Raw genomic sequence first — 13117 nt, 5'->3', positions numbered from 1 at the left:
ACCGACCAAAAATTCTATTAATTATAGAATTCTTGGTCGATTTTTCTATAGCTGGTTAGTTTTTTCCCAGCCACATTTGTTTAGTCTTGATCTGCAATTGCTTGCGCCTTTTGTGTATTAGCGAAGTGCAATTTAGCAAAGTCACCTAGCGGTTTACCTTGACGAATCAATTTAGCGGCAATTTGATCAACAGCATTTCCCGCACCAATTGGTAGAGTAATGCCGGCACTGGCTGTTAAATCATCCATTGCTTCAAGCGAAATATAACGTGCGATGACTGAGGCAGCCGCTACCGCTAAATGAGCCTGTTCACCTTTAGTTTGAAAATAAACATTTTCCCTAACGATTTGCTGTCCTTTGAGATATCGGTAGTAAGTACTAGGTGCAACAAACTGGTCAATTAAGATAGCGTCAGGTTTGATTGGCTTAATTTTTTGCAAAACTTGTGTCAATGCTAAATTATGACACAGCGCTTTTAATTGACCCTGATTATATTTGGTTAACATCTCATTGTATTTGGCAGGCATAATATTGACCACGTGATAGGGCAAAAATTGAATTAATTGCTTGGCCATTTTAACGATTTCAGGATCGGTTAATTTTTTAGAATCTTGGATTCCAAGTTTACGCACCGTGGCTAAATTTTCTTTTGCGACAAAAACTGAGGCCACGGTGAGAGGGCCAAAATAGCTACCGGTGCCAACTTCGTCAGAACCAATGACCGACCAAGTATCAAAGCCTGCTGGTAAACTATTATTAACTGCCTTGGGAAAATCTTTTTTGGTGGCACTCGGTTGCTGGTCACTCCATTTAGATAGCTCAGAACCAATGTTAGTACCTTGAAACATTACTTTTCCTGAATTATAGCCGGTGATAATCGTTCCGCCAATTTTCACACGAAAAGCAGCTCCTGGTGGTGGCACTTGCTGTCCCTGGGCATAATGTGATTTCATTTTATTTAACGTGCTCATGGATACTTTAATTACTTCTTGCATACGTTCATCCCTAACTGATTTGTTAATTCAATTCTACCATATCAAGTGAAGTTCGTTGGTTAACAATTAGCCTAAATCAGTGTATACTTTGACGTTGTATTTATATGAAATGGGTGGAAATAACATGATGAATAATTTACCAAGATGGAAGAAAAACACATATGCACTCTGGGTGGGTAACTTTGCTACCGGGGCCGGTGCAAGTATGAGTCTACCATTTTTACCTTTGTTTATTTCTACCATGGGTAATTTTTCTCAATGGCAATTATCTTTGTATTCAGGAATTGCATTTTCGATTACGTTTTTAAGTCAGGCGATTGTATCACCACTCTGGGGTCGGTTAGCTGATCGAACGGGTCGAAAACCAATGTTACTGAGAGCAGCGATTGGAATGACCATTACCGCTACATTAACGGGGTTGTCGCCTAATGTTTGGATATTGATTTTGTTGAGATTGATTCAAGGCGCATTTTCCGGTTACATTAACAATGCTTACGCGCTAGTGGCTAGTGAAGTGCCCACTAATCAAAGTGGTAAAACCATGGGGATGCTGACAACAGGTAGTGTCGGTGGTCAATTGATTGGGCCAATTTTTGGTGGGATAATTGCTGATGCGTTTGGTTATCGAATTCCGTTTTTTATTTTCGGTTTCTTAATGTTTTTAGCGACCATCATTACGGTCTTTGGTGTCACTGAAAAATTCACACCAATTGATAGAAATAGTAAATTGGCTAAGCAAAGTGCATTTGCCGGGATTAAAAATATTCATATTGTGTGGGCAATGATTATTTCCTCGATGTTGATTCAAGCAGCAACCAATTCAATCAACCCCATCATTAGTTTGTTCGTGAAAGAATTACTGACAAGTCATAGTAACTTAGCCTTGATTAGTGGGATAGTCGCCGCATTACCCGGAATCGCCACGTTAATCGCAGCCCCTCGTTTAGGTGATCTTGGTGACCATATTGGACCTCAAAAAGTGCTAGTGGCTGGATTAATTTTATCTGGTGCAGTCTTTTTACCAACATTCTTTGTAGGGACAGTCATGATGTTAGGTGTCTTTCGATTTCTTATTGGGATTGCCGATGCAGCGCTACTGCCAGTGACTCAAACCGTGATGAGTGTGAATACTCCTCACGAAGCAATTAGCCGAATTTTTAGTTATAATCAATCGTTTCAAGCGATTGGCTCGGTCCTAGGGCCAATGCTGGCTTCAATCGTGGCAGGGGTCTTAGATTATCGATATGTCTTTTTGATGGCCACTTTGTTAGTGATTATTAATTTAATTGTCGTACTATGGGCCTATCGAAAAGATGGGCTTAAGTAGCAAAATGACGCGGTTCATGCTAAAATATGTAAGTTAAAATGAAACGGGTGATGACATGAATAGAAGATATAAAATCAATTTAGATGGACAAGATTACACAATCAGTGGTCCGGGCGAGCCAGATTTAATTGTGGCCGCACAAAATTTAGTGAATGAACAAATTAATCATTTAAAAGAAGTTAATCCTAAGCTCGACGACGTCCAACGTGCCAATTTAGTGGCGTTTAATGCGGTAGCGGATCAAATTAAAATGCAAAAAGATTTAGATATTAGTAAGGACAATCAATGATACTTTCAATTGCAGTGTTGGTCATTTTAGTACTTAATTTTTCCATTGGCCGGAAACGCGGTTTGATTTATATGATATTACGAGCAATTAGTTTTGTTGTGGCCATTATAGCTGCCAAAGCAGTTGCTCAATTTGTGGGCACTCATTTAGCTGACCTATTTCCAGTGTTTGATGCAACGACAACTAATTCTGGTAGTGCTCTGAATAGTGGCAACGCCGATACATTTTTTTACAATGGAATTGCGTTTGTGATTACTTTTTTAATTGTCATGAGAATCGTGCGCTGGTTGATTATGCGTTTAAATTTAGTCAGTAAAGTTCCAGTGATTCATCAAGTGAACGCATTGGCGGGCGGATTAATCAATTTATTGTTGAGTTATGTCGTAATTTTTATTTTGCTCACGGTGTTTCAGGTATTCCCCAATGAATGGTGGCAAGCTCAATTAAATACATCTGGCATGTGTCAGTGGATTATTAACGATACACCAATGTTGTCACAACAAGTTGTTTATTGGTTATCTGGTAGTTAAAAATAAAGGAAATAAAGAATGAATTCAAAAATTTTAGAAATCTTGGAATTTGATAAAGTCAAAGCCAGGGCATTGCCTTATTTGGTTAGTGCTGCTGGTAAGCGAGAACTCGATGACTTAATTCCAGAAACAGAATTAAATAAAGTTGAACTATCCATTAAGGAAACCACAGATGGAGTTAATATTTATCGTTTGACTGGTGGAATCGTGATTCCGCAGTTAGCAGATATTAGTACCCAATTAAAACGGTTAAAGATGGATGCCGTTTTAAACGGTAATGAATTAGCTCAAATTGCGAAGATCCTACGCACCAGTATGTCAGTGAAGGATTTCTTTGCTAAATTACGGGAACAGGATGTCGATATGCACGTGATTGAACATTACGTGGACGATTTATTGACAATTCCAACAATCACAAAGCAATTAGTGACTGCGATTGAAGGCGATGGCCATATTACCGATGAAGCCTCCACCAAATTACACGGTCTCAGACAACGCATTACTCAAACTGAGGGTGCGATTCGGACGAAGATGGAAGGCTTTACTCGAGGTTCCAATGCTAAATATCTTAGTGACACGATTGTTACGATGCGTAATGATCGATATGTCATTCCGGTTCAAGCTAATTACCGTGGTAAATTCGGCGGTATCGTGCATGATCAAAGTGGTAGTGGTCAAACCCTATTTATTGAACCGCAATCAGTGATTGAATTAAATAATCGGTTACGTCAAGATCAATTAGACGAAAAGCAAGAAGAAATTCGGATTTTAGCTGAATTGTCAGCTGCGGTAGCACCTTATCGTGTTGATATTGGTAATAATGAACGCATTCTGGGACATTTAGATTTTATTAATGCCAAGGCACAAATGGCCCACAGCATGAAAGCTACACTGCCAATTATTAGTGCAGAGCAATATGTTGATCTAAAACAAGCTCGCCATCCATTAATTGATGCTCAAAAAACCGTTGCCAATGATATTATTATTGGCGAAGATTATCAGATGGTCGTTATTACTGGCCCTAATACGGGTGGGAAGACCATCACAATGAAAACCTTAGGACTAATTCAGTTAATGGGCCAGTCTGGTTTTTACATCCCGGCCCAAGAAGAAAGTTCGATTGGCGTGTTTAGGGAAATCTTCGCTGACATCGGGGATGAACAGTCGTTAGAACAAAACTTGAGTACCTTCTCTTCTCATATGTCTAATATCAAAGCAATTTTGGATCAAGCTGATGATAATTCTTTAGTGTTATTGGATGAAGTCGGTGCAGGGACTGATCCGAAAGAAGGGGCAGCTTTAGCCATGTCAATTTTAGATGACTTGGGTGCTAAAGAAAGTTATGTCCTTGTGACAACCCACTATCCGGAACTAAAAGCTTATGGATTTGACCGTGACAAAACAATTAACGCTAGTATGGAGTTTGATCAAAAAACGCTGCAACCAACGTATAAATTGTTACTTGGCATTCCAGGACGGTCTAACGCGCTTGAAATTGCTAAAAGATTAGGTTTGTCGGATTCGGTTATTTTAGAAGCTAAATCATTAATTTCTGAAGACAGTCAAGACTTAAATGCAATTATCGGTGACTTAGTTAACCAGCGTAAATTGGCTCGAGATCGTTCAGAACAATTGGAACACGATTTGCAAGAAGCCGATGCACTGCAAACGGACTTGACTGCTAAATTCAATCGATTTGAGGCAGAAAAAGCTAAAATGCTTGAAGCCGCTCAAGTTGAAAATAATCATTTAGTAGCCCAATCGCGAAAGCAAGCGGATAAAATTATTGATCGGCTGCGTAAATTAGAATTGGAAGGCAATCAAATTAAAGAAAATCAAATGATTGATGCCAAAGGTGAGTTGAATTCATTAAAAGTTGACGACCAACGCCTTAAAAAGAATAAGGTTCTACAGCGTGAAAAATTGAAACACGATTTAAAAGCTGGCGATCCAGTACTTGTTAAATCATACGGGCAATATGGAGATTTAATTCGCAAGTTAGGCAAGCATGAATGGGAAGTACAGCTCGGAATTTTGAAAATGAAAGTTAACGAAACCGATTTGGAAAAATCAAAGCAAGCGAATGTTGCGGCCCAAGAACGAGAACGCGAACCAAAACAGCGAATCACTCGAGCGGTCTCAACTCGAGAAACTTCGGCACGGCTAGATTTACGTGGACATCGATATGATCAAGCAATGTCAGAAGTTGATCAATTCATCGATCATGCCGTTTTGAGTAACCTACCGTCTGTCACGATTGTTCATGGTAAGGGGACAGGGGCACTTCGTAAAGGGACCCAAGAGTACTTACGTAGTAATCCGAGAGTTAAAAGCTTTGAATATGCCGCACCCAATGCTGGTGGAGATGGCGCTACGTTAGTCTTTTTCTAAAGTTACTAATTTTTTGTAAGCAAATATATTTATTTTGAACATGAAATTTGATAGAATGTTATCAAAGAAAGCGAGGAATTGATTATGGCAGTCGTAGATACAACAGATCAAACCTTCGTAGCAGATACTGCGAACGGAGTAACTTTAACTGATTTTTGGGCAACTTGGTGTGGTCCTTGTCGGATGCAATCACCCGTAGTTGAACAACTAGCAGGCGAAATGGATGCAGTCACTTTTAATAAATTAGACGTTGACCAAAACCCAGAAACTGCTCAAAAATTTAACGTCATGAGTATCCCAACCTTGCTCGTTCAAAAGGACGGTCAAGTCGTTGATACTTTAGTTGGCTATCACTCAAAAGAACAATTAGCCCAAATCCTAAATCAATATCTATAATTGATCAATAAAAAAGAAGAGAACGGATAGAAACCTAGTTTCTGTCTGTTCTCTTCTTTTTAGTCATAAACTACTCTGCTAATGTAATAAAGTTAACTGGGGTTTCATCGGTGATGGGGTTGGAAAAATCATGATAGACGGTAATTTGAACCATTTTTTTCTTTTCAACTTCAATAGATGCTTCCGTCACAGCATTAGTCATAAATTCAACTTGTTGGGCAATTAATCCAGCTTCAAAATTAAAGCTCGCATGCTCCAATTTTGAACGATCCATTATCTCGTCCCCAGTGAGATGCCAGACTTGTTGCTTATTATTTTTTTTGATTAGTTCTAACGTCCCGAGACCTAATTGATTAAACAGTGTACTTAAATTTTCATCAGAAGCCACAGGAAATTGACGAGCAATGTCTTTCCCTGCCCAATATAAAATCCCATCAGTTTCTGACCCAAGAATTGATGGCAGTAGGACGTCGCGTAACATCATTTGTCCAAAACCCGTTTTGCTATTAATCATTTGATTGTACAAAGATTGTGTCATTAGTCGAACTCCTTTTTTAGCTAAAATTTATTATACATTTTATATTGGAATATGTCAGTTCTTACTGCTATTTTGCTTGAAAAAAAACACAAGTAAGTCGATAATTATAAGTTGTAGTTTAAATGAGAAGTGAGGCAAAGACAGTGGATAATCGACCAATAGGAGTTATGGATTCAGGACTAGGTGGGCTCACCTTTGTTAAAGAAATGAGACGGCAAGTACCAAATGAATCAATTATCTTTCTAGGGGATGAGGCCAGATTACCTTATGGAGTTAGGCCCCCAGAAGAAGTATGTCAATTTAGTTATCAAATTGCCCAGTATTTGATGACTTTTGACATTAAAATGTTTGTGATTGCGTGTAATACCGCAACTGCAGCGGCATTACCATATCTACAAGCTCAGTTAGATATCCCAGTCGTGGGTGTGATTAAACCAGGTAGTACAGCGGCAGTCAAAGCAAGCAACAATCAACAAATTGGTGTCATCGCCACTCAAAAAACAATTGAAAGTGCTGCTTATACTCAGCAAATTCATCAAATTAATTCAGATGAAAGAGTAATTGGGTTAGCAGCTCAGGAGTTAGTCACCTTGGTCGAGCAAGATCAAATGGGAACTAAGATGGCGGCCACAGAGATTCAACAAAAACTAACATATTTTGAAGATTATCAAATTGACACTTTAATTCTCGGGTGTACTCATTTTCCGCTGTTAGCTCCTGAAATTAAGGCGGCGATTGGACCTGACGTAAAGTTAATTGATTCTGGCGTCGCAACCGTTGAAATTGTTAATCAGACGCTGCAAAAATTGGATGCAAAAGCCGATGAGAATAATCAAACGTTTTTGAAGTTATTTACGACAGGCTCTGCCATGCAATTTGAAAAAGTTGCCACTAAATGGTTAGAGGAAACTCAGTTAGATTTGAATACAGTTGAATTGGGAGAGTGATTGACATGAACGAGATTATTGTCGCAACGAACAATGACGGCAAAGCCAGGGAATACCGAGAGTTGTTTGCACCATTAGGCATTAAAATAAAAACGTTAAAAGATTTTCCTGATTTACCCGAAATTGATGAAACGGGTACGACGTTTGAAGAAAATGCTCTAATTAAAGCGCAGACAGTTTCTAAAGCCACTAATTTGCCCGTTGTGGCAGATGATACTGGACTGATGATTGATGCATTAAATGGCGCTCCTGGGGTATATTCGGCGCGTTATGCTGGTAACCATGATGATCAAGCAAACATAGACAAAGTATTACGCAATTTACAGTCGGTGGATTTACCAGATCGAACTGCTCGTTTCCACACTTCGTTAGTTGCAGTGAAGCCCAACGGTGATCAACTATTGGCCCAAGGTGAAGTTGAAGGTAGTATTTTGACACAACAACGTGGGCATCATGGATTTGGCTATGATTCAATTTTTTTTGTTAACCAGTTTAATAAATCAATGGCCGAGCTAACGGATACGCAAAAGAATGAAATTAGTCATCGTGGAAATGCAATGCGAAACTTAATGACAAACTTTGAAACTTGGTGGAATGAATAATGAAATTATTAGTTGTGAGCGACAATCATGGTGATCGAGATATTTTGGTCAAGTTACAGCAAGAGTATGTGGATAAAATGGATTTAATGATTCACTGTGGAGATTCTGAATTGGCAGTTGACGATGAAATCTTTGACAACATGCCTAGCGTGCTTGGAAATAATGATTGGGGACAACCGTTCCCTGAAAAAAGATTGCTAGAAGTTGCGTCCGAGCGTGTTTTGGTGACTCATGGACATTTATATAATGTCAATTTTAATTTAGATGAGCTAGTTATGTTAGCCAGACGGAGAAATGCCTCAATTATCGCCTATGGACATACTCACCAGTTAGCGGTGACCATGCAAAATGGCAAGCTCTACATTAATCCAGGAAGTATCAGTTTACCTCGGGGTGAATACAGTTATCTGGGTGGGACATATGCGATTATTACGACAAGCAAAACGCAGGTTGACGTGCAGTATTATAACCGTGCAATGGAACCAGTTGAAGATTTACACTTTACTTTTGAAAGAAATATGAAGTGATTTTTAAGTATTTTAAAATGTCAGGGACATTGGTGTTCAATCGGCAGTATTTCAGATACAATGAAATAGTACTGAAAGGAGTCATTCTAAATGATCGATGCGTCAATTGAAGAAATGTTGACTGAGAGAAAACAGAAATTTTTGATTCCAGCCAATATAGTTGCAAATGTGTTAGAAACCAATAATCTCTATCATGCCTTTTTGGTGCTAACTAAGAATCAATACGCCAAAATTATTGTATTAGATAATGATGGTAAATATAAAGGTTTACTGTCACTGTCGATGATTACAGACCAAATGCTTGAAACTGAACGCGTCAATGTTAACAAATTAACTCATATTTTAGTTAAAGATGTTATGCAGACGGATGCGGTGACGGTCTGTGATCCATACGATGTAGAAAATGATTTACGGCTCTTAACGGATAACCCATTTTTACCAGTGGTTGCCGATAATGGTGATTTCACCGGTATTGTCACACGAAGAGAATTATTAAAGGCAGTTAATCGACTTGTTCATAACATCGATGAGCGCTATGATATTACAAAGAAAAATGAAACTATTCAATAAGTGAGGGAAAGCATGGCAAAATTAGACGCACAATCAATTATCAATTATATCGGGAACTCTCCAAAGAAGACTCCAGTGAAGGTTTATGTCCGTGGTAATTTGGATAACCTACAATTTCCAGAAACCATTCGACCATTTGTTGAATCCAAATCCGGAGTGATTTTTGGCGATTGGAAGGATGTCAAAACATTTTTAGCTGAACACGAGACTGAAATTGTGGATTATGAAATTGAAAATGATCGACGCAACTCAGGCGTTCCATTGTTGGATATGAAAGAAATTAATGCGCGAATTGAACCGGGTGCGGTTATTCGAGAACAAGTGTTAATTGGCAATAATGCCGTCATCATGATGGGTGCCCAAATTAATATTGGTGCTGAAATCGGTGATAATACGATGATTGATATGGGAGCCGTGCTTGGTGGTCGTGCACTAGTTGGCCAAAATTGTCATATTGGTGCAGGTACTGTGCTTGCTGGTGTTGTAGAGCCACCTTCGGCTACACCTGTGATTGTTGAAGATGATGTATTGATTGGTGCCAACTGTGTAGTTCTTGAAGGGGTCAAAGTTGGTAAGGGATCTGTTGTCGGTGCTGGTGCCGTGGTAACCCAAGATGTTGCGCCTAACACCGTTGTTGCCGGGGTGCCTGCACGTAAGATTAAAGATATCGACGACAAAACCAAGAGTAAGACAGAATTAATGGATGAACTTCGTAAACTATAAAATTAGATAATAAAGCAAGGGACTGTGACTCAAGACAACTGTTTTGTTCCAGTCCCTTAATAGTAAGGTTGGATAATCATGACATTAAAAAATGAACAGTTACTTTCTATCTATCAGCAATTACATCAAATTCCTGAACTAGGGTTGGAAGAATTTGAAACTCATAAATTTCTGCAAAATGTAATTAGTGCGATGAATCAAGAGTATTTAGAATATCGAACGATCGACTTGTTACCCACTGCACTACTAGTTAAAGTGGAGGGAAAAAAGCATACCAAAAGAATTGGTTATCGGACAGATATCGACGCTTTACCAATTGAAGAAAAAACTGGCTTGACATTTGCTTCGAAAACCAAGGGCCGGATGCATGCATGCGGACACGATATTCATATGACGGTCGCGTTAGGTATCTTGGATTATTTTGCGAGTCATCAACCAGAGTTTGATTTGATTTTTATTTTCCAACCTTCGGAAGAAAATCACAGCGGGGGGATGCAACTTTATAACAGCGGTGTTTTGGATGAATGGATGCCCGATGAAATTTATGCTTTTCATGATAATCCAAATTTGCCAACTGGTGCGATTGGTTCGCTCAATGGCACACTGTTTGCCGGGACTTGTGAGATTCATGCCGACTTTGAAGGCTTAAGTGGCCATGCTGCTTTTCCACATGCTGCAAATGATATGGCCGTCGCAGTCAGTGCTTTTGTCTTACAACTTCAAACGGTAGTCAGTCGCAACGTTGATCCAATTGAAGGTGGAGTGGTTACAATTGGACATGTCGTCGCTGGTGATACTGGTAACGTAATTGCCGGTCACGCGCATGTTGACGGGACGATTCGCTCGTTAACACAAGTGAATAATTTGAATATGCAACGTCGTGTTCGGGTAATTGCTGAAGGAGTTGCCCTCACCTATGGTTGTGAAGTCAAATTGACTTTGCACCAAGGCGGTTATTTGCCCGTTGAAAATAACCATGAAACTACTACTGATTTTATGAACTATATGAGTCAGACTCCTGGAATCAATTTCATCGAAACTAAACCTGCAATGACAGGAGAAGATTTTGGCTTTCTGTTATCGAAAATTCCAGGAACCATGTTTTGGTTAGGGGTCAATAGTCCTTATTCATTACACAGCGAAAAGATGGCGCCTGATACCAACGCCATTGAGCCTGGTATTCAAGCAATGACTGGATATTTAGAACATCGTTTTGAAACGTTAAGCGCAAAGTAGCATGTAACTTCATGTTTAAAATGAAATTAGCTGATTTAATGCAGCAAAAAAGCTCACTGATTTTTACATCAGTGGGCTTTTTGGTTGGGCACCCAAATCAATCTTGGCAGCCCGAATAGCGGTTAAATATTCGGCTAAGAATTGGCTGCGGATGGCATCTTGTTTACCATTTTCTGTGGTCATCGTGACTCGATAAACCATGATATTATTTTTATTTAAGGTTGGTCCAATAATTTTGGGAGCGCTCGAGAGTTCTTTTAAATTAGGTACAAGACGATCATTAACTGACTGAATCTGTGCTTCAATTTTTTCTAAGGGAGCATTGGGTCCGATATATAAATCAACGGTTGCAATCATATTATTTCTCGAAAAATTGCTCACAATGGTGATGTTCCGATTAGGAATGAAGTTCAAAGTTCCGTCAGCACTGGTCACCTGAGTCGTTCGAATCCCGAGTGATGTGACGGTTCCCTTGACCGTACCAAGTTCGACGATATCACCGACATCTAATTGTTGCTCCAATAAAATGAAAAACCCAGTTACTACGTCGCTCACAAATCCCTGTGCACCTAAACCTAAAGCGATACTGAAGATCCCAGCTCCGGCAATCAGAGTTCCAACGGGCACACCGATGGTTGATAACAGTGCATATAAGAAGAAAAAGAAACAAGTATATCTAAAAATATTCAAAGTTAAGGCGTGGATTGTATTGGTGCGGTTGGTGGTAACTACAAAATTACTTTTGACGTACTGTTTGAAAGTGCGATTAATAATAATTCGACCAATCCACAAAACCAACATAAAAATGATTGTAATGAAAATTAAGATAAAAAATTTATTAAAAAATCCAGCAACAAACTTGTCCCAATTAATCGTGGTAAAATAGTTGGTAAAGGTTGAAGCTTGTTTAGTTAGCAGTTTATTCATAAGCTCAGACTTTCTTAAATGATTTGGTTACTCTCTATCTTACCAAAAAATATAGATAGCAACCAGATTAAGCAGGGTTTTAATTGCGGATGTAGTTTGTCAGTGATATCCTTAGTTAAACAACTTTTTGGATGGAGGAATTAATTATGACTTTAGGAGCAGTTGCAGGATTAATTGCAGCCATAGCGTTTTTAATTTTAGCAGTTTTTATTGCAGTCTTTTTGGTTCGGTTAAGCGAAACCTTGAAAGAAGTTAATCGAAGTTTACCAATCATTACCAACGATGTTGATTCAATTAGCCGGGAAACCGAAGTTATTTTGAACAACGCCAATGATTTATTAGAGGATGTAAATCAAAAGGTTTCTACCATTGACCCAGCTTTCCAAGCAGTTGCAGATTTAGGAACATCAGTATCTGATCTGAATGAAGCTACTCGTAATGTTACTGACAAGTTTGCTAGTAACTCAGCAAACATTGGCAAGTTTGGTGTGGCTGCCTCAGTTGGACAAACTGTTGCAACTAAGCTTTGGAAGTTGCGCAAAAAAGCAAAAAATAAATCGAAAGAAAAGTAGAGGTATTTCAAATGAAAAAAGGATTTTTATTAGGATTAACCGTTGGTGGTGTAGCCGCATTTGCTGCATATCAAGCTCTTTCTGAAGAAAAAAAAGAAGAACTGCATGACAAGTTACGCGATACTAAAGATGACTTGAAGGAACAATTCGCGGACTACGCATTATATGCTGAAGACTTAATTGATGATTTAATTGACGATTCAGATTTTTATGGGGACGTGAAAGACAAAGTACAAAGTGCAACTGATCGTTTAGCTGACAAAAAAGAACAAGTTTTAGATAAGTTCAATCAAGATGATTTTGATGAACAAACCGCCTCAATTCGTGAACAGTTAAGTGCTGCTAACGACGATGATGACATTATCATTGATCAGACTGATGAAGATTTGGCTGATGCACAAGCCGATGAGGAACCAACTGATGATCAAGTTGATGAACAGGCAGAAAAAGATAACGGTGAAAAATAAATTTACAAAAAACTCTCTGAGGATGTCGCTACGCTCCATTCCTCGTAACCATATCAAGAAATAAAACTGCCCTCAAGATT

16 protein-coding genes are annotated in these 13117 nt (G+C 38.9%); 13 read left to right on the top strand and 3 right to left on the bottom strand.

What is annotated here, in order from left to right; translation table 11 throughout:
• Nucleotides 1–80: 80 nt before the first annotated feature.
• Entirely contained in the window at nucleotides 81–995 is a 915-nt protein-coding gene (gene rnhC / locus FFM59_RS08545) for a ribonuclease HIII (protein WP_137602619.1), read from the bottom strand.
• Nucleotides 996–1119: 124 nt separating this feature from the next.
• Here rnhC and FFM59_RS08540 point away from each other — a divergent pair, with 124 nt between their 5' ends.
• From FFM59_RS08540 to trxA, 5 genes are all read left to right on the top strand, one after another.
• The gene (locus tag FFM59_RS08540; RefSeq protein WP_371858093.1) at nucleotides 1120–2322 is read left to right on the top strand and encodes an MFS transporter; all 1203 of its coding nucleotides are present in this window, start codon (nucleotides 1120–1122) and stop codon (nucleotides 2320–2322) included.
• A 55-nt stretch (nucleotides 2323–2377) separates the two neighbouring features.
• Nucleotides 2378–2611: a cell division protein ZapA gene (locus tag FFM59_RS08535; RefSeq protein ID WP_137602618.1), complete on the top strand. Its 234-nt coding sequence runs from the start codon at nucleotides 2378–2380 to the stop codon at nucleotides 2609–2611.
• Complete coding sequence (locus FFM59_RS08530) at nucleotides 2608–3141, top strand: CvpA family protein (RefSeq protein ID WP_137602617.1); 534 nt, start codon at nucleotides 2608–2610, stop codon at nucleotides 3139–3141. The genes FFM59_RS08535 and FFM59_RS08530 overlap by 4 nt, the downstream gene beginning before the upstream one ends.
• 18 nt (nucleotides 3142–3159) lie before the next feature.
• Nucleotides 3160–5532 (top strand): endonuclease MutS2, encoded by a 2373-nt coding sequence (locus tag FFM59_RS08525; RefSeq protein ID WP_137602616.1) that lies wholly within the window; start codon nucleotides 3160–3162, stop codon nucleotides 5530–5532.
• A gap of 84 nt (nucleotides 5533–5616) precedes the next feature.
• Entirely contained in the window at nucleotides 5617–5928 is a 312-nt protein-coding gene (gene trxA, locus FFM59_RS08520; protein ID WP_137602615.1) for a thioredoxin, read from the top strand.
• A 70-nt stretch (nucleotides 5929–5998) separates the two neighbouring features.
• Here trxA and FFM59_RS08515 read toward each other — a convergent pair whose 3' ends face one another.
• The gene (locus tag FFM59_RS08515) at nucleotides 5999–6466 is read right to left on the bottom strand and encodes a YslB family protein (protein WP_137602614.1); all 468 of its coding nucleotides are present in this window, start codon (nucleotides 6464–6466) and stop codon (nucleotides 5999–6001) included.
• Between the two features lie 122 nt (nucleotides 6467–6588).
• Between FFM59_RS08515 and murI the strand changes: the two genes are divergently transcribed.
• The 6 genes from murI (at nucleotide 6589) to FFM59_RS08485 (ending at nucleotide 11071) form a co-directional block, all read left to right on the top strand.
• On the top strand, nucleotides 6589–7413 hold the full coding sequence (gene murI, locus FFM59_RS08510) for a glutamate racemase (RefSeq protein WP_225420334.1): 825 nt from the start codon (nucleotides 6589–6591) through the stop codon (nucleotides 7411–7413).
• Nucleotides 7414–7418: 5 nt separating this feature from the next.
• The gene (locus FFM59_RS08505; protein WP_137602613.1) at nucleotides 7419–8015 is read left to right on the top strand and encodes an XTP/dITP diphosphatase; all 597 of its coding nucleotides are present in this window, start codon (nucleotides 7419–7421) and stop codon (nucleotides 8013–8015) included.
• Nucleotides 8015–8542, top strand: a complete 528-nt coding sequence (locus FFM59_RS08500; RefSeq protein ID WP_137602612.1) for a metallophosphoesterase — start codon at nucleotides 8015–8017, stop codon at nucleotides 8540–8542. Before FFM59_RS08505 ends, FFM59_RS08500 begins: the two co-directional genes overlap by 1 nt.
• Nucleotides 8543–8632: 90 nt before the next feature.
• Nucleotides 8633–9112 (top strand): cyclic-di-AMP-binding protein CbpB, encoded by a 480-nt coding sequence (gene cbpB / locus FFM59_RS08495; RefSeq protein ID WP_137602611.1) that lies wholly within the window; start codon nucleotides 8633–8635, stop codon nucleotides 9110–9112.
• Between the two features lie 12 nt (nucleotides 9113–9124).
• Complete coding sequence (dapD, locus tag FFM59_RS08490; protein WP_137602610.1) at nucleotides 9125–9835, top strand: 2,3,4,5-tetrahydropyridine-2,6-dicarboxylate N-acetyltransferase; 711 nt, start codon at nucleotides 9125–9127, stop codon at nucleotides 9833–9835.
• A 78-nt stretch (nucleotides 9836–9913) separates the two neighbouring features.
• Nucleotides 9914–11071, top strand: coding sequence for an N-acetyldiaminopimelate deacetylase (locus tag FFM59_RS08485; protein WP_137602609.1), 1158 nt, complete (start codon nucleotides 9914–9916; stop codon nucleotides 11069–11071).
• Nucleotides 11072–11134: 63 nt separating this feature from the next.
• Here FFM59_RS08485 and FFM59_RS08480 read toward each other — a convergent pair whose 3' ends face one another.
• Nucleotides 11135–11998 (bottom strand): mechanosensitive ion channel family protein, encoded by an 864-nt coding sequence (locus tag FFM59_RS08480; protein ID WP_137602608.1) that lies wholly within the window; start codon nucleotides 11996–11998, stop codon nucleotides 11135–11137.
• A gap of 146 nt (nucleotides 11999–12144) precedes the next feature.
• Between FFM59_RS08480 and FFM59_RS08475 the strand changes: the two genes are divergently transcribed.
• Together FFM59_RS08475 and FFM59_RS08470 are read left to right on the top strand one after the other, a co-directional pair.
• Nucleotides 12145–12570: a DUF948 domain-containing protein gene (locus tag FFM59_RS08475; RefSeq protein ID WP_137602607.1), complete on the top strand. Its 426-nt coding sequence runs from the start codon at nucleotides 12145–12147 to the stop codon at nucleotides 12568–12570.
• An 11-nt stretch (nucleotides 12571–12581) separates the two neighbouring features.
• The gene (locus FFM59_RS08470; protein WP_137602606.1) at nucleotides 12582–13037 is read left to right on the top strand and encodes a hypothetical protein; all 456 of its coding nucleotides are present in this window, start codon (nucleotides 12582–12584) and stop codon (nucleotides 13035–13037) included.
• Nucleotides 13038–13117: the final 80 nt, after the last annotated feature.

The sequence above is a fragment of the Paucilactobacillus nenjiangensis genome, from assembly GCF_005405445.1.
GTDB lineage: Bacteria > Bacillota > Bacilli > Lactobacillales > Lactobacillaceae > Paucilactobacillus > Paucilactobacillus nenjiangensis.
This window is presented reverse-complemented; position numbering and strand designations above follow the sequence as displayed.

What these genes read in the sequence shown, in the direction of transcription:
- rnhC (WP_137602619.1), bottom strand. Translation starts at nt 995, where the DNA reads ATGCAAGAAGTAATTAAAGTATCCATGAGCACGTTAAATAAAATGAAA.
- FFM59_RS08540 (WP_371858093.1), top strand. Translation starts at nt 1,120, where the DNA reads ATGATGAATAATTTACCAAGATGGAAGAAAAACACATATGCACTCTGG.
- FFM59_RS08535 (WP_137602618.1), top strand. Translation starts at nt 2,378, where the DNA reads ATGAATAGAAGATATAAAATCAATTTAGATGGACAAGATTACACAATC.
- FFM59_RS08530 (WP_137602617.1), top strand. Translation starts at nt 2,608, where the DNA reads ATGATACTTTCAATTGCAGTGTTGGTCATTTTAGTACTTAATTTTTCC.
- FFM59_RS08525 (WP_137602616.1), top strand. Translation starts at nt 3,160, where the DNA reads ATGAATTCAAAAATTTTAGAAATCTTGGAATTTGATAAAGTCAAAGCC.
- trxA (WP_137602615.1), top strand. Translation starts at nt 5,617, where the DNA reads ATGGCAGTCGTAGATACAACAGATCAAACCTTCGTAGCAGATACTGCG.
- FFM59_RS08515 (WP_137602614.1), bottom strand. Translation starts at nt 6,466, where the DNA reads ATGACACAATCTTTGTACAATCAAATGATTAATAGCAAAACGGGTTTT.
- murI (WP_225420334.1), top strand. Translation starts at nt 6,589, where the DNA reads ATGAGAAGTGAGGCAAAGACAGTGGATAATCGACCAATAGGAGTTATG.
- FFM59_RS08505 (WP_137602613.1), top strand. Translation starts at nt 7,419, where the DNA reads ATGAACGAGATTATTGTCGCAACGAACAATGACGGCAAAGCCAGGGAA.
- FFM59_RS08500 (WP_137602612.1), top strand. Translation starts at nt 8,015, where the DNA reads ATGAAATTATTAGTTGTGAGCGACAATCATGGTGATCGAGATATTTTG.
- cbpB (WP_137602611.1), top strand. Translation starts at nt 8,633, where the DNA reads ATGATCGATGCGTCAATTGAAGAAATGTTGACTGAGAGAAAACAGAAA.
- dapD (WP_137602610.1), top strand. Translation starts at nt 9,125, where the DNA reads ATGGCAAAATTAGACGCACAATCAATTATCAATTATATCGGGAACTCT.
- FFM59_RS08485 (WP_137602609.1), top strand. Translation starts at nt 9,914, where the DNA reads ATGACATTAAAAAATGAACAGTTACTTTCTATCTATCAGCAATTACAT.
- FFM59_RS08480 (WP_137602608.1), bottom strand. Translation starts at nt 11,998, where the DNA reads ATGAATAAACTGCTAACTAAACAAGCTTCAACCTTTACCAACTATTTT.
- FFM59_RS08475 (WP_137602607.1), top strand. Translation starts at nt 12,145, where the DNA reads ATGACTTTAGGAGCAGTTGCAGGATTAATTGCAGCCATAGCGTTTTTA.
- FFM59_RS08470 (WP_137602606.1), top strand. Translation starts at nt 12,582, where the DNA reads ATGAAAAAAGGATTTTTATTAGGATTAACCGTTGGTGGTGTAGCCGCA.